Here is a 14,971-nt window from a genome sequence, read left to right as displayed (position 1 = left end):
CGTTCTGACCTGACCTGGTTCCTACCGTGTGGACGCCGCCGGCGGCGCTCAGACCTCCTGCGTGGCGCCCCGTCGCACGCCGTCCTCGATGGCCTTGTCCGTGCCGAACACGTTCTCCGAGCCCTTGAACACCGTGGGCCCGAGGTCGGCGATCTGGTGGACGAGGTCGTCGCCGTTGGTGAGCAGCGTGTTCGGGGCGTCGTTCTGCATGTAGGACGCCTGGAACGAGCGGCCTTCCGTGCCGCCGCCCCACGGCGCTGCGGCGTTGAGCTCCTTGATCCTCGCCGCCAGCTTCTCGTACGCGGTTTCCATGTCGGAGGCGTTGACGTTCCACTCGGACAGCCCGCGATGGAGCTCGGTCCTGGAGATCATCAAACCGGGAAAGGCGCCGTTCATCGCTTCCCACCCATCTGGTCGGCGAGCTGGTTCATCACGGTTTCGAGGTCGCCGTCGAGGTGCGCCTGCATCTGCTCGGCGGGGACCAGCGGGGCGAAGACATCGATGATCTGCTCCTGCGCCTTGGCGGCGGCCCGCTGGACTGTCTCGGCGATCGTGTCGGCCAGGCCTCTGGCGTCGGGATGCCGGTAGATGCGAGGGTCGAGGTCGAGCCGTACGAGCTCGCCGCGCGATCCGACCGTGACCGTCACCAGGCCGTCACGCGACTTCTCCGTCACCTGTACGGCCCTGGCCTTGGCGTGAAGCTCGGCTCCTTCCTCCCGGAGTCGCATGAAGGTCGCGCGCAGCTCGTCCGCATAGGCCTGCAGACCCGCGGTGTCCCTTTCGCCGAAGGACTCCATGTCACCTCCCTGGCCCCATCATGCGCTCCTGCATCGCATGTGTTACTGGCTAGTTTCCGGCACATGAACATCATTCGACAAGAAAGTCCCGCGAATTGCTTATCTATCGCAAGGCCTCACAGGTCCAGTGAGATGGCACGCTCCTGGAGTTCACCCACGTCCGATCGGGGTACCCAGAGGCGGTAGACTCCGCGCTCGATCCGTTCCAGGCCGAGTGCGACCGCCTCGGGCGCCGAGCCGCCGGCGTACTCCAGCAGCACCTCGCCCGCACGCTCGTCGTGGACCAGGAACTCCATGCCGCGCCATGTGCACACCGTGGTCACGAACCACACGGACTCGCACTCGGCGGCGGGGACGGTCCTGACGTGGCAACCGTCCTCGACCTCGGTGAAACCCTCTGCGGGATCGTCGCGGCGCAGCCGCAGCCAGACCTCCAGCGCGGACGCGTCGGGGCTCGCGGGATAGTCGGCGCCCCGCCATCGGGCGCGGTACGGGGACCGGGTCACGAGCGCCGCCCCACCAGGAGCCATCGCCGCAGGTCGCCGTGGTAGAAGGCGCGCCTGTGCTCGGTGCCCTGATAGGTCAGCTCCCAGATCTCCGCGCCATGGGTGAGGCCGACGCCGTACACCTTGTACTCGCGGATGACCTGGTCGACGTTGGGCACCAGGCCGAGCCCGACGAACGGCGGCTCCTCCACCACCCATCCGGCGACCGCGTCACGCCGCTCGTCGTCGAGACCCCCGTACGGCGTGCGGTAGAGGTCGAGCCCGACGGGACGCCAGCGCAGCAGGTTGAGCCCCCCTTCGGGGGTGAGGTAGTCGGGCTGCCCGAGCGCCTCGGCCAGAACGGAGGGCGTGGCGATGTGCGAGACGTCGAGGGCGTGGTGGCAGTAGCCGGAGATCCTGGGCTCGCCGCCGGAGAACAGATCGTGGAGGTCGGAGGGGCGCAGCAGCTTCTGCACCACCGGCACGCCCGCCTCGGGGTCGAGGGCGAGGTCCTGTGCCAGCGTGGGGACGGCGAGCCTGGCGACCGTGCCGGATTCGAGCAGGAAGCTCACAGGTAGTCCCGCGTTGACGGCCAGTCCCCAGCGCGGGTCGGGCCAGCCCGCGGCCAGCTCCACCATCGAGACGATCCTGTGGTGCTCGGTGAATCCCGCGCCGGCGGAGAGCATCGCCTCGGCCGAGGTGTAGACCGGCATCCACGTGCGCTCGCCGTCCGAGACGGTGGGCCACGCGACCCGCTCGGTCCCCTCGGCGGCGGCTCTTGACATCGGCAGCGCGAAGTCGGCGTCCTTCAGCATGCTCAGGCACAGGGCCGTCCTGCCTGCCTCGAACGCCGCCCAGAGCTGTTCCTCGAAAGGACTGGACGGGTTCTGCACGTTGATCACCCTAATCAAAGGTCGTCCCGAATTCGCATGCCTGGTGTGTGACCTGGGAACACCCGCCACAGAGGGTTCGCAACTTCGGGGGAGGTTCGACCTATGGCTCTCCACACCCAACGCGTGACCGGATGGGTCGGCTGGATCTGGTTCGGCGGCATGTTGATGATCATGTCGGGGATCTTCAACATCATCACCGGACTGAACGCCATCATCAACGACGAGGTCTACGTGCAGACGTTCACGAGACTGCTGTTGTTCGACCTGACCGGATGGGGCTGGATCCACCTGGTCTGGGGCATCCTGCTCACCATCACCGGTGTGGCCGTGAGCGTCGGCAAGGACTGGGCGCGCGTGGCCGCGGTCGTCCTCCTCATGATCAACGCGATCACGCAGCTCACGTGGATCGCCGTCAACCCCTGGTGGTCGCTGGCCGTCATCGCCGTCGACGTGCTGGTCCTGTACGCGCTCATCGTCCACGGCCGCGAAGCGAAGTCGCTCGCCGAGTGACACCTCTCGGATGTATGCGGGTTTTGGGAGTTTTGCGAACTTCTGTATAACCGGCATCGGGAAAGACGAACTCATGGCCGACCTCCGCATGGCCGGGGCCGGGAACGCCGAGCACGACAGGAAGACAGGACCGTCATGAGTCACCTCATCGCCATCTCCTACCCGGACGTCCAAACCGCCACCACGGTCCGCGACAAGCTGATCGAACTGCAGAAGCAGAACCTCATCAAGCTCGCGGACGCGGCCGTCGTCGAGCGCAAGGCCGACGGGAAGATCAAGCTGCACCAGGCCCACAGCCTGGTCGGCATGGGGGCCGCCAGCGGCGCGCTGTGGGGCGGCCTGATCGGGCTGCTGTTCCTCAATCCGTTGCTCGGCATGGCGCTCGGCGCGGCGGGCGGCGCGGCCGGTGGCGCGATGACCGACGTGGGCGTCGACGACAAGTTCATGCGCGAGCTCGGCGCCAAGCTGGAGCCCGGCACGGCCGCCCTGTTCCTGCTGGTCGTGGAGAGCACGCCGGACAAGGTCATCCCCCAGATCGCCCAGTACGGCGGACACATCCTGCAGACCTCGCTCAGCCACGAGCAGGAGGAGCAGCTGCGCGAGAGCGTCAAGGCCGCCACGAGCGGCAGCGTCCCCGCCTGACACCGCCCGAAGGCCGCCCTGAGGAACTGCTGGAGACGACCGACCTGCGGATCGAGCGGATCGCCAGGGAAGCCGGGTTCGGGTCGGTCGCGGTGGTGCGCGAGCCGCTCGTCGAACGGGACTACCGCAGGACGTTCACCCGGCTGTAGCCAGGATTCACCGCAGCACCTGCGTGAGCTGTTCGAGCTCCGCCAGCCGCGCGGCGGGGGAGAGGCGGGCGGCCGTGGCCACGAGGACGAGCTCGGTGACCGCGATCTCGTGCGTCAGCGGCGCGATCGGGCCCGCCGCCTCCCGCGGGAGGCGGATCAGCACGTCCGCGTGGGCCGCCAGCGGTGACTCCCACGCGTCGGTGACGAGCACCAGGCGGGCGTTCCTGGCCCTGGCCGCCTCGACGAACGTGGCGGTACGGGTGGAGTAGCGGCGGAAGTCGTAGGCGACGACGACGTCGGAAGCGCCCAGGTCGAGCAGGGCGCGGGCGCGTTCGGAGGCGGACTCGGGCACGCGCCGCGCGCCGGGGCGCAGGCTCGCGAGCTGGCGGACCAGGTATTCGGCGGCCAACTCGCTGAGCGGCCCGCCGACGGCCCAGACGCCACGCGCCTCGGCCAGGAGCTCGGCCACCGCCGTGAGCTGGGGCTCGGTCACGGCGTCGAGAGTGCCGTCGAGGCCGGAGCGGAGGTCCTCCGCCGCCCTGTGCGTGTCGGGGGTACGCGTGACGAACTCGTGGAGTCGCGACCTGTCGTGCTCGCGGGCCTCGGCCCTGACGGCCGACTGGAAGGCGGCGAAGCCGTCGTAGCCGAGCCGGTCGAACAGGCGTGAGGCCGTCGGCGGGCTGACGCCCGCGCGGTCGGCCAGCGCGCGCAGCGAACCGAGGGCGGCGAACGGGTAGTCGTCGAGGAGCACCCTGACGATCGCCCGCTCGCCGCGCGGCAGTTCGGCGTAGACCTCGCCCAGACGGCTCACGATGGCATCCACGCTGACGAATGTTACACCAATGGCCTATCTGGAAGAGATGTGAAACGAATGTTACGGTGACGGCCATGAGTACCTGGCATGGTCTGCTGGACAGCGACTACCGGCGCTGGCTTCCGGTCACCGGCGACACCCCGTCCGTCTCCCTCAACGAGGGCAACACCCCGCTGCTGCGCTCGGCGCACCTGTCGGCCGTCACGGAAAGCGACGTCTGGCTGAAGGTCGAGGGCGCCAACCCCACGGGATCGTTCAAGGACCGGGGGATGACCGTGGCCATCAGCAGGGCCGCCGAAGCCGGCGCCGAGCTCGTCATCTGCGCCTCCACCGGCAACACCAGCGCCTCGGCGGCCGCCTACGCCGCGCGTGCGGGGATGACGGCCGCCGTGCTCGTGCCCAAGGGGCGGATCGCGCTCGGCAAGCTCGGCCAGGCCGTACGGCATGGCGCGCGGATCATCGAGATCGACGGAGGCTTCGACGACTGCCTCCGCGTCGCCCGTGAGCTGGCCGCGCACCACCCGGTCGCCCTGGTCAACTCCGTCGACAACGAGTGGCGCCTCGCGGGGCAGCGGACCGTCGCCTACGAGATCGTCGACGCGCTCGGGGACGCGCCCGACATCCACTGCCTGCCGGTGGGCAACGGCGGCAACATCACCGCCACCTGGCGCGGCTACCAGACCTACAGGGCCGCGGGCCTCGCCACCCGGCTCCCGCGCATGTGGGGGTTCCAGGCAGCGGGCGCCGCCCCGCTCGTGCACGGCGCGCCGGTCGCGGCCCCGGAGACCGAGGCGAGCGCGATCCGCGTCGGCAACCCCGCGACGTGGGACGGCGCCGTCGCCGCCCGCGACGAGTCAGGCGGGCTGATCGCCGCCGTGACCGACGAGCAGATCTTCGAGGCCTACCGGGAGCTCGCCCGGCGCGACGGCGTCTTCGCCGAGCCCGCCTCGGCGGCCGGGATCGCGGGTCTGCTCGACCTGCACGCGAAGGGCAGGCTGGAGCCAGGAAGCAGGATCGTGATCACGTTGAGTGGCAACGGGCTCAAGGACCTGGAGTCCTCGCTGCGCGACGGCTACGCCTCGACCGAGACCTCCTCTGCCACCGCCGACGTGGCCCGCGCGCTCCTGGCGGTGGGCTGAGCCGCGCCCGATCCCTGGAAGGTGCGCCGGTAGGCGGAGGGCGTGGTGCCGAGGACCTTGGTGAAGTGCTGCCGCAGGCCGTTGCCGGTGCTGAAACCCGAGCGCTCGGCCACCACGTCCACGGGCAGGCGCGTGGTCTCCAGCAGTTCGCGCGCCCTGCCGAGGCGCTGCTGGGTGAGCCATCTGATGGGGGTGAGGCCCGTCTCCTGGTGGAAGCGGCGGATGAAGGTCCTGGTGCTCATCGCTCCCCGCTCGGCCAGCAGGGGAACGGTGAGCGGCTCGTGCAGCCGCTCGAGCGCCCAGGCCAGCACGGGGGCGAGGCCCTTGTCGGGCGCGGGGATCGGCACGGAGGGTGACACGTACTGCGTCTGGTCCCCCTCCCGCTGCGGCGCGATCACCATCCGGCGGCCGACCTCCGCGGCGACGGCCGCGCCGAAGTCGCCCCTGACGATGTGCAGGCACAGGTCGATGCCCGCCGCGGTGCCCGCGCTGGTGAGGATGTCGCCGTCGTCGACGTAGAGGGCCCGCCGGTTGACGCTCACCCGCGGATAGCGCCTGCGCAGCTCGTCGGCGTGCATCCAGTGGGTGGCGGCCTCACGCCCGTCGAGCAGCCCCGCCGCGGCCAGGACGAACGCGCCCGAGCACAGGGCGGCGATCCGCGCGCCCCTCTCGTGCGCCTCGACCAGAGCGGCCAGCAGCGCCTCCGGCGGCCGGTAGGAGCCGTCCGCGCAGGCGGGGACCACGACCAGGTCGGCCGAGCGCATCGCCTCCAGGCCGTGGGGCGCGCGCAGCCACAGCCCGCTGAGCGATTCCTGCTCGCGGTCGGCGGTCCCGCAGAGGGTCAGGTCGTACCAGTCAGGTGTCAGGTCGAGCCGGTTCCTGCCGAAGACCTCGCACGGTACGGCGAGCTCGAAGAGCGGGCAGTCGTCCAGGACGGGGACGACCACGCTGATCCTGGCCATGGCGCAAATCTAGTGGAACACGACATTCATGCCACTAGTGGCCTGGCACCCGCCCCGCGACAGTGGTGTCCATGGACGAAAGAGGACCGCTCGACGTCGGCGCGGAGGAAGGGGCCCGGCTGCTGACCGCCGCCGTGGACCTGGTCGTACGGCACGCGAGGGAGGTGGCCGACGGGCCCGTCGCACCGGCGTGGCCCGGCACCGCCCAGCTGCGCGACTGGCTGGCAGGACAGGACTTCGAGGCGGCGGGGGAGCCGGAGCGCACGCTGCCCGAGGTCATGGCGGCCCTGCGCCGATGGGGCGTGCACACGACGCACCCGCGCTACTTCGGGCTGTTCAACCCCACGCCGACCTGGTGGGGCGTGGTGGGCGAACTCCTCGCGGCGGCGGTCAACCCGCAGCTCGCCGCCTACAGCCACGCCCCCGCCGCCGTCGAGGTGGAACGCCACGTGCTGCGCTTCATGGCCGGCCGTCTCGGGCTGCCCGCCGGCACGGTGGGCAGCTTCACGGTGGGCGGCGCCGAGGCGAACCTCACCGCGGTGATCATAGCTCTGACCAGGATGTTCCCGTCCTACGCGGACGCGGGCACGTACGGCCTGCCGCGGCGGCCCGCGCTCTACGCCTCCGCCGAGAGCCATCTTGCCTGGCTCAAGATCGCGCACATGACGGGCATCGGGCGCGACGCCGTCCGTCTCGTGCCCGTCGACGCCGCGCACCGCATGGACACCGGCAGGCTGCGCGAGCTGCGCGAGGCCGACCTCGCCGCAGGGTTCGCGCCGTTCATGCTGGCCGCGACCGCGGGGACCACGGCGGGCGGCGCGCTGGATCCGCTGCCCGAGCTGGCCGCCCTGGCCCGGGAGTGGGGCATGCACTTCCACGTCGACGCCGCGTGGGCGGGCGCGGTCGCGCTGTCGGACACGCTGCGCCCGCTGCTGAAGGGAGTGGAGCAGTCCGACAGCGTCACGGTGGACGCGCACAAGTGGATGTCGGCGCCCATGGGCGCGGGCATGCTCCTCACCCCCCACGCGGAGGCGCTGGCGGAGAGCTTCCGCGCGACCACCTCCTACATGCCCGCCGAGACCGACGACGCGCCCGACCCCTACGCCACCAGCGTGCAGTGGTCACGTCGTTTCGCCGGTCTCAAGGTGTTCCTCGCGCTGGCGATCGCGGGCAGGCCCGCCTACGCCGCGCAGATCGAGCGGGACGTGCGGCTCGGAGAGCTGCTGGCGCGCCGCCTGGAGGAGGAGGGCTGGCGGCGGGTCAACGACACACCGCTGCCGGTCGTCTGCGTGGCCGCCCCTGAGGCGGAGGCGGACGGCCCCGAGCGCAGCGCGGCGTGGCACGCCGCCGTCGCCGGCGACGTGGTCGGCGGCGGGCAGGCGTGGGTCAGCACCGTGAGCCTGGCGGGACGGCCCGCCATCCGGTTGTGCGTGACCAGCCACCGCACGCGGGCCGAGGACATCGAGACCGTGGTGCGGGCCCTCGGCGACGCCAGGAAGAGGAACCATCGCGCGGGCCCGTGACGCCTGCTGCTGCGCGGCGCAGGGCGTCGCTGGAGAAGATGTCGATGACGCCGGGCAGGTGGACGACGCTCAGGCCTCGCCTCTCTTCAGGCCTCGCCGCCGATGGTGACCGTGCCGCCGCCTCGCTTGGCGTACGAGACGAGACGGTCGATCTCCACGAAACCGGCATCGGCGAACACCGTCCAGGTAGGGCGTCCTTCGGCCTGTTCGTCGTCGGCGTACAGCACCGTCTCCGACGCGCCGTGCCCGCGCAGGAGCGTGATCGCCTCGCGCAGCATCGCGCGCTCGAACGTCTCGTCCGTGTGGAGGGCGTCCGCGCCGAACCACCAGAGGGCGCCGACATGGTCCGCCGGCGTCTGGGCGACCACTTCGGCGGCGAGGTCGTCGTCGCGGCTCCTCAGCCACCAGCCGGGCGGGGCCATGCTGCGGACCACCTCGACGAGCGGGCAGGGGGCCGCGGAGAGGCAGGGCTCCGGCGTGGCGCGACGCAGGTACCTCCACGAGTTCCGGCCGGAGAACCCGGCATGCTCCAGCACCTTGCGCGTCACGGGCCGGCGCCCGGAAGGAAGGGCAGAAGAGCCGAGGCCCAGCGTGGAGGCGAAGGCGTGGACGGCCCGCCTGCCGCTCAGTTCCTCAAGGGCGTGGGAGACGAGTGCCTCGACGACGACGAGGATCTCACGGCCGTGCAGCCACAGGATCAGTCCTTCGCCGTCGTCCCGGCGAACCGCGTAGGACACGGCGCCGAGCACCTGGTCGTCCGCGTCCACCATCACCTCGGTCCTGGGCGTGTGGAACAGGGCCCAGGGGCCTGGATCGCGGCGGCAGGTTCCCTCGATGGCCTCGTCGAGAACCTCGGGCGAGCAGATGGGCTGGCCCGGCAGGTGGTCCGCCTCGACCAGTGCCAGCACGGCCGCCTGGTCGGAGGGCCTGTAGGGACGCAACGCGATGTCGAGAGTCGATCCCTCGTGAGGTGGACGGCAGTGTGCGAGGATCTCCGTCGCGGACAGGGTGTTGCCGGTGCGCGCGGCGGTCTTCATGGCGGCCGCGGCCGTCGGCGGCGCGGTGTCCGGCGGTACCACCAGCAGCTCGAAGCCGTCCTGGTCGCCGCGGATCAGCCTGACCGTGTCGGTCGTCCCTGGGAAGCCGCTGACCCGCAGGAATCGGCCGTCTACCAGGAGGTCGGCGGGAACGTCGTCCCAGGCGTCCAGGTCGAGCCTGACGCGCAGCACGGGGCCGAGCAGAGTGTCGAGCGCGCTGACGAGCGTGGGGAGCTCGAGGCGCGGATCCGTCGAGCGTGGCCACCACGCTCCGTCGAGCCTGCCGTCCCTCGTGAGGGTCGGCTCGAGATGGATCCGGGCGGTGGGCGTCCGCTGGGGCGGAAGCGGCGTGCGTACGATGTGCAGGTCACGATTCGGCATGAGACGTGCCGCCCGTCTCCGGCGCTCAGCGCCGAGTGTGTCTGAGGCGACGACGCCGACACGGCTGCCGACATTCGAGATGTCCCAGGTGAGCCCAGCTTACGCCTCCCAGCGCGAATCATCCCTCGCTCGTCGGCAGGGACTCCCTTGGCCGGATCCTGCCGAAGGAGGAACCGACCCGCGCACGCGGGTTACAGCAGCCGTGGTACGTGATAACTTTGAGGTGTTGCAGTTCTGGTACCCATGAACGTTGTGTGCGCCTGACGGGATGTAACCCCCCAGGCGCATTTCTGTTTTGGCCGGTCATTTCCGGATGGGTCAGCGCGGCGACGTGGGGCTCGTGACGTACGGGTTTCATTTCTGCGCCTATCGAAGGAGATCGACATGGCGACTGGCATCGTGAAGTGGTTCAACGCGGAAAAGGGCTTCGGCTTCATCGCGCAGGACGGCGGCGGCGCCGACGTGTTCGCCCACTACTCCAACATCGCCTCCCAGGGCTACCGTGAGCTCCACGAGGGGCAGAAGGTCAGCTTCGACGTCACGCAGGGCCAGAAGGGCCCGCAGGCGGAGAACATCGTTCCCGTCGTCTGACGTCTTTCGCGGCGAAACGAGCCGGGGTCCGGTCCTGTCAAGGGACCGGGTCCCGGCTCGCGCGTTTTTGAGCGGATAGACGACCTCGGCGGCGTCGCCGAGGGCGCGGTCCCGTACGGATCGTGTCAATACTCGGCTTTCCGCCGTATACAACCCGTCAAGAACGGCAAAACTCCCCAAATCACCCGGTTTGCTGGCCATGAAAGCAATATCCGGACCTGAGGAGTGGGGATGGCTGACGTCATCTTCGTCGCCCTGACGATCGCGATTTTCGTGATCTTCGGGCTTGTCGTGAAGGCGGTGGAGCGCCTGTGAGCGCCGTCAACGCCACCGGCCTGATAGTGGCCGCCGGCCTGGTGATCTTCATGATCGCAGCCCTGCTCTTCCCGGAGCGTTTCTGATGGGCTGGATCTTCATCGCCTCCTTGGTCGTCGCGCTGGCCGTGGTGTACAAGCCGCTCGGCGACCACATGTACCGGGCCTACACCGGCGTCAAGCACAACATCGTCGAGCGCGGCATCTACCGCCTGCTCGGCGTGCGTCCCGACTCCGAGCAGCGCTGGGGCGTCTACGCCCGTAGCGTGCTGGCCTTCTCGGTCGTCTCGATCCTGGTCGTGTACGGCCTGCAGCGCCTGCAGGACAAGCTGTGGCTGTCTCTCGGCTTCCCGCCCGTGACCGACCACATCGCGTGGAACACCGCGATTAGCTTCGTCACCAACACCAACTGGCAGGCCTACTCGGGCGAGAGCACCATGGGCCACCTGGTCCAGATGGCGGCGCTCGCCGTACAGAACTTCGTGTCGGCGGCGGTCGGCATGGCCGTGGCGATCGCGCTGGTCCGGGGCTTCGCCCGCAGGGGCGCCGACACCATCGGCAACTTCTGGGTGGACCTGGTGCGCGGCACCGTCCGGATCCTGCTGCCGATCGCTTTCATCGGCGCGCTGGTGCTGGTGGCCGGCGGAGTGGTGCAGAACTTCACGGGCCCGCACGAGATCGCCACACTGGCCGGCGGCACGCAGAACATGACCGGCGGTCCCGTGGCCAGCCAGGAGGTCATCAAGGAACTCGGCACCAACGGCGGCGGCTTCTACAACACCAACTCGGCCCACCCGTTCGAGAACGCCACCCCGTGGACCAACTGGTTCGAGATCTTCCTGATCCTCGTCATCCCGTTCAGCCTGACCCGCACCTTCGGCAGGATGGTCGGCCAGGTCCGCCAGGGTTACGCGATCCTCGCCGTGATGGCCACGATCGCCCTCGTCAGCGTCGTGCTCACCAACGTGTTCGAGCTGCAGGGCGCGGCCACCGTCCCGCAGGCGATCGGCGCCGCCATGGAGGGCAAGGACGTGCGCTTCGGCGTCGCCAACTCCGCGACCTTCGCCGCTTCGACCACGCTCACCAGCACCGGCGCCGTGAACTCCTTCCACGACTCCTACACGCCGTTCGGCGGCATGATGACGATGTTCAACATGATGCTGGGCGAGGTGGCGCCCGGTGGCGTCGGAGCCGGCCTGTACGGCATGCTCGTCCTGGCCATGATCACCGTGTTCGTCGCGGGCCTCATGGTCGGCAGGACCCCCGAGTACCTGGGCAAGAAGATCGGCGCCCGCGAGATCAAGCTGGCCTCGATGTACTTCCTGGTCACCCCGGTCCTGGTGCTGGTCGGCACGGCCGTCGCCATGGGCAACGAGGCGGGGCTCGCGGCCATGCTCAACACCGGGCCCCACGGATTCTCCGAGATCCTCTACGCCTTCACCAGCGCGTCGAACAACAACGGCTCGGCCTTCGCCGGCGTCACCGTGAACACCCCGTGGTACGACGTGGCGCTCGGCCTGTGCATGGTGCTCGGCAGGTTCCTGCCGATCGTCTTCGTCCTGGGCCTCGCCGGCTCGCTGGCCAGGCAGACGCCGGTGCCGGCGTCGGCGGGCACGCTGCCGACCCACAGGCCGCAGTTCGTCGGCATGGTCGTCGGCGTGACCATCATCCTGGTCGCGCTGACCTTCCTCCCCGCCCTGGCGCTCGGACCGCTCGCAGAAGGACTCCTTTCATGACGACCCACCTGGTCGAGGCGTCGGAGAACGCTCCTTCGCCCAAGAGGAACGGCAAGGTCGGCGGCGGCCTGCTCGACCCGAAACAGCTCGTCAGATCGCTGCCCGACGCGCTCGTGAAGCTGAACCCCGTCACGCTCTGGCGCAACCCCGTGATGCTGATCGTGGAGATCGGCGCGGTGTTCACCACCGTCCTGGCGGTCCTCGAGCCCTCGTTCTTCGCGTGGGCGATCGTGGTCTGGCTGTGGCTGACCGTCGTCTTCGCCAACCTGGCCGAGGCGGTCGCCGAGGGCAGGGGCAAGGCGCAGGCGGCGACGCTGCGCGCGGCCAAACGCGACACCACGGCCCGCCGGCTCAGGGGCCGCGCCTCCACGGAGTGGGACACCGTGGGCGCGGCAGAGTTGAAGCAGGGCGACTTCGTGGTCGTCGAAGCAGGGGAGACGATCCCCGGTGACGGCGACGTCGTCGAGGGCATCGCGAGCGTCGACGAGTCCGCGATCACGGGCGAGTCCGCGCCGGTGATCAGGGAGTCAGGCGGTGACAGGTCCGCGGTGACCGGTGGCACCAAGGTGCTCTCCGACAAGATCATCGTCCAGATCACGCAGAAGCCCGGCGAGAGCTTCATCGACCGGATGATCTCTCTGGTCGAGGGCGCCAACAGGCAGAAGACGCCGAACGAGATCGCGCTCAACATCCTGCTGGCCGCGCTCACCATCATCTTCCTGGTCGCCACCGTCACCATGCAGCCGTTCGCGATCTACTCCAAGAACGTGAACCCCGGCATCCCCGACTCGCTGGCGCTGACCGGCGACGGCGTGACAGGCGTGGTGCTGGTCTCGCTGCTGGTCTGCCTCATCCCGACCACGATCGGCGCGCTGCTGTCGGCGATCGGCATCGCGGGCATGGACCGGCTGGTCCAGCGCAACGTGCTGGCCATGTCGGGCCGCGCGGTCGAGGCGGCGGGCGACGTGAGCACGCTGCTGCTGGACAAGACCGGCACCATCACGCTGGGCAACCGGCAGGCGTCGGAGTTCGTGCCGGTCGACGGCGTGCCCGAGATGGAACTGGCGCGGGCGGCGCAGCTGTCCAGCCTGGCCGACGAGACGCCCGAGGGCCGCTCGATCGTGGTGTACGCCAAGACGGCGTACGGCCTGCGGGAGCGCGAGCCCGGCGAGCTGGCCCACGCCGACTGGGTGCCGTTCACCGCGCAGACCCGCATGTCGGGCGTGGACCTCGACGGCAGGCAGGTCCGCAAGGGCGCCGCCACCGCCGTCATGAAGTGGGTCCGCGACCAGGGCGGCCACCCGACCGACGAGATCGGCCACATCGTGGACGGGATCTCGGGCTCGGGCGGCACCCCGCTGGTCGTCGCGGAGAAGGGCCGCGTGCTCGGCGTCATCCACCTCAAGGACGTCGTCAAGCAGGGCATGCGCGAGCGGTTCGACGAGATGCGCCGCATGGGCATCCGCACCGTCATGATCACCGGCGACAACCCGCTCACCGCCAGGGCGATCGCCGACGAGGCCGGCGTGGACGACTTCCTCGCCGAGGCCACACCCGAGGACAAGCTCGCCCTGATCAGGAAGGAGCAGGAGGGCGGCCGCCTGGTCGCCATGACGGGCGACGGCACCAACGACGCCCCCGCGCTCGCGCAGTCGGACGTCGGCGTGGCCATGAACACGGGCACCAGCGCCGCCAAGGAGGCGGGCAACATGGTGGACCTCGACTCCAACCCGACCAAGCTCATCGAGATCGTCGAGATCGGCAAGCAGTTGCTGATCACGCGCGGCGCGCTGACCACGTTCTCGATCGCCAACGACATCGCCAAGTACTTCGCGATCATTCCCGCGATGTTCGCCGCGGTGTACCCGGGCCTGGACGCGCTCAACATCATGCGCCTGGCCAGCCCGCAGTCGGCCATCCTGTCCGCGGTCGTCTTCAACGCGCTGGTGATCATCGCGCTGATCCCGCTCGCCCTCCGCGGCGTCCGCTACCGGCCTTCGAGCGCCTCGAAGCTGCTCAGCCGCAACCTCTACATCTACGGTCTGGGCGGCATCGTCGCGCCCTTCATCGGCATCAAGCTGATCGACCTTCTCATCCAGTTCCTTCCGGGGATGTCGTAAATGGAACGCCTGCCCAGCTGGATCCGCCAGCATCTCGCCGCCGTGCGCGCGGTCATCGTCCTGACCGTGATCCTCGGCGGGATCTACCCGCTCGCCGTCACCGGAGTCGCCCAGGCCGTGTTCAACGACAAGGCCAACGGCTCCCCCGTGGAGAGCGGCGGCAAGACCGTGGGGAGCGCCATCGTCGGCCAGCTCTTCACCGACAAGGACGGCAACCCCGTCAGGAAGTACTTCCAGAGCCGGCCGTCCGCGGCCGGTGACGGGTACGACATGCTGTCCACGGCGGCGAGCAACCTCGGTCCCGAGGACGTCGTCGACACCCTGCCCGTGCCAGGCGCCAAGGACGACCAGGGTGATCCCGACGAGGGCCGGCAGTCGCTGCTCACCCAGGTCTGCGCCCGGTCCAAGGCGATCGGCGAGCTGGACGGCGTCAGCGGCGCCAGGCCGTACTGCACGGCCGACGGCGTGGGCGCGGTGCTGAAGGTGTTCCCCGCGGTCGGCCCGCCGACCAGGGCCGTCAGCGTCAACCAGGTCTGCCCCGCGCGGCCCTTCGTCGCCACCTACGAGGGCGTCACGGTCGAGTGCGGCAAGCCGGGCGAGGACTACGCGGCCGGCCGTACCGTGCCCGTGCGCGGCACGGCGGGACCGCCCGCGGTGCCGGCGGACGCGGTCACCGCCAGCGGCTCGGGGCTCGACCCGCACATCTCGCTCGCCTACGCCGAGCTGCAGGCGCCCCGCGTCGCCAAGGAGCGCGGCATCGACGTGGCGAAGGTGAACGAGCTCATCAAGGAGCACACCGCCGGCAGGCCGCTCGGGTTCATGGGCGAGCCCGTGGTCAACGTGCTCGAGCTCAACCTGGCCCTCGACAAGGGGTAGCG

General features: G+C 69.9%; 16 protein-coding genes. 9 read left to right on the top strand and 7 right to left on the bottom strand.

Annotated elements, in window-relative coordinates; translation table 11 throughout:
- Nucleotides 1-48 precede the first annotated feature (48 nt).
- The 4 genes from ACFSKW_RS24145 to ACFSKW_RS24130 form a co-directional block, all read right to left on the bottom strand.
- Entirely contained in the window at nt 49-396 is a 348-nt protein-coding gene (locus ACFSKW_RS24145; protein ID WP_379574652.1) for a hypothetical protein, read from the bottom strand.
- Nucleotides 393-797: a YbaB/EbfC family nucleoid-associated protein gene (locus ACFSKW_RS24140; RefSeq protein WP_379574651.1), complete on the bottom strand. Its 405-nt coding sequence runs from the start codon at nt 795-797 to the stop codon at nt 393-395. The genes ACFSKW_RS24145 and ACFSKW_RS24140 overlap by 4 nt, the downstream gene beginning before the upstream one ends.
- A 116-nt stretch (nt 798-913) precedes the next feature.
- Nucleotides 914-1,303, bottom strand: a complete 390-nt coding sequence (locus ACFSKW_RS24135) for a hypothetical protein (RefSeq protein WP_379574650.1) — start codon at nt 1,301-1,303, stop codon at nt 914-916.
- Complete coding sequence (locus tag ACFSKW_RS24130; RefSeq protein WP_379574649.1) at nt 1,300-2,175, bottom strand: SseB family protein; 876 nt, start codon at nt 2,173-2,175, stop codon at nt 1,300-1,302. The genes ACFSKW_RS24135 and ACFSKW_RS24130 overlap by 4 nt, the downstream gene beginning before the upstream one ends.
- A gap of 102 nt (nt 2,176-2,277) precedes the next feature.
- Between ACFSKW_RS24130 and ACFSKW_RS24125 the strand changes: the two genes are divergently transcribed.
- Together ACFSKW_RS24125 and ACFSKW_RS24120 are read left to right on the top strand one after the other, a co-directional pair.
- On the top strand, nt 2,278-2,685 hold the full coding sequence (locus ACFSKW_RS24125) for a DUF7144 family membrane protein (protein ID WP_379574648.1): 408 nt from the start codon (nt 2,278-2,280) through the stop codon (nt 2,683-2,685).
- 135 nt (nt 2,686-2,820) lie between these two features.
- Nucleotides 2,821-3,327: a DUF1269 domain-containing protein gene (locus ACFSKW_RS24120; RefSeq protein ID WP_379574647.1), complete on the top strand. Its 507-nt coding sequence runs from the start codon at nt 2,821-2,823 to the stop codon at nt 3,325-3,327.
- Between the two features lie 156 nt (nt 3,328-3,483).
- Here the strand turns inward: ACFSKW_RS24120 and ACFSKW_RS24115 are convergent, their stop codons facing one another.
- Nucleotides 3,484-4,299: a MurR/RpiR family transcriptional regulator gene (locus tag ACFSKW_RS24115; protein ID WP_379574646.1), complete on the bottom strand. Its 816-nt coding sequence runs from the start codon at nt 4,297-4,299 to the stop codon at nt 3,484-3,486.
- Nucleotides 4,300-4,364: 65 nt separating this feature from the next.
- On the opposite strand from ACFSKW_RS24115, the gene thrC reads away from it, so the two are divergent.
- Nucleotides 4,365-5,429, top strand: a complete 1,065-nt coding sequence (gene thrC, locus ACFSKW_RS24110; protein WP_379574645.1) for a threonine synthase — start codon at nt 4,365-4,367, stop codon at nt 5,427-5,429.
- Here the strand turns inward: thrC and ACFSKW_RS24105 are convergent.
- A complete protein-coding gene (locus ACFSKW_RS24105) occupies nt 5,363-6,391 on the bottom strand; it encodes a GlxA family transcriptional regulator (RefSeq protein WP_379574644.1) in 1,029 nt (342 codons plus the stop codon). The genes thrC and ACFSKW_RS24105 overlap by 67 nt on opposite strands.
- Before the next feature lie 71 nt (nt 6,392-6,462).
- Here ACFSKW_RS24105 and ACFSKW_RS24100 point away from each other — a divergent pair, with 71 nt between their 5' ends.
- Nucleotides 6,463-7,914: a pyridoxal phosphate-dependent decarboxylase family protein gene (locus ACFSKW_RS24100; protein WP_379574643.1), complete on the top strand. Its 1,452-nt coding sequence runs from the start codon at nt 6,463-6,465 to the stop codon at nt 7,912-7,914.
- A gap of 86 nt (nt 7,915-8,000) precedes the next feature.
- Here the strand turns inward: ACFSKW_RS24100 and ACFSKW_RS24095 are convergent, their stop codons facing one another.
- Nucleotides 8,001-9,332, bottom strand: coding sequence for a DUF5994 family protein (locus tag ACFSKW_RS24095; protein WP_379574642.1), 1,332 nt, complete (start codon nt 9,330-9,332; stop codon nt 8,001-8,003).
- Nucleotides 9,333-9,716: 384 nt separating this feature from the next.
- Between ACFSKW_RS24095 and ACFSKW_RS24090 the strand changes: the two genes are divergently transcribed.
- The 5 genes from ACFSKW_RS24090 (at nt 9,717) to ACFSKW_RS24070 (ending at nt 14,969) form a co-directional block, all read left to right on the top strand.
- Nucleotides 9,717-9,923 carry a cold-shock protein gene (locus ACFSKW_RS24090; protein WP_379574641.1) on the top strand — a complete coding sequence of 69 codons (207 nt, stop codon included), beginning with the start codon at nt 9,717-9,719 and terminating at the stop codon, nt 9,921-9,923.
- A 311-nt stretch (nt 9,924-10,234) separates the two neighbouring features.
- The gene (kdpF, locus tag ACFSKW_RS24085; RefSeq protein WP_379574640.1) at nt 10,235-10,324 is read left to right on the top strand and encodes a K(+)-transporting ATPase subunit F; all 90 of its coding nucleotides are present in this window, start codon (nt 10,235-10,237) and stop codon (nt 10,322-10,324) included.
- Nucleotides 10,324-11,973: a potassium-transporting ATPase subunit KdpA gene (gene kdpA / locus ACFSKW_RS24080; protein WP_379574639.1), complete on the top strand. Its 1,650-nt coding sequence runs from the start codon at nt 10,324-10,326 to the stop codon at nt 11,971-11,973. Before kdpF ends, kdpA begins: the two co-directional genes overlap by 1 nt.
- Entirely contained in the window at nt 11,970-14,093 is a 2,124-nt protein-coding gene (gene kdpB / locus ACFSKW_RS24075; RefSeq protein ID WP_379574638.1) for a potassium-transporting ATPase subunit KdpB, read from the top strand. The genes kdpA and kdpB overlap by 4 nt, the downstream gene beginning before the upstream one ends.
- The gene (locus ACFSKW_RS24070; RefSeq protein WP_379574637.1) at nt 14,094-14,969 is read left to right on the top strand and encodes a potassium-transporting ATPase subunit C; all 876 of its coding nucleotides are present in this window, start codon (nt 14,094-14,096) and stop codon (nt 14,967-14,969) included.
- Nucleotides 14,970-14,971 lie beyond the last annotated feature (2 nt).

This window comes from Nonomuraea mangrovi (assembly GCF_042681425.1).
GTDB lineage: Bacteria > Actinomycetota > Actinomycetes > Streptosporangiales > Streptosporangiaceae > Nonomuraea > Nonomuraea mangrovi.
The sequence above is the reverse complement of the archived record's forward strand: the minus strand, read 5'-3'. Positions and strand labels throughout refer to the sequence as shown.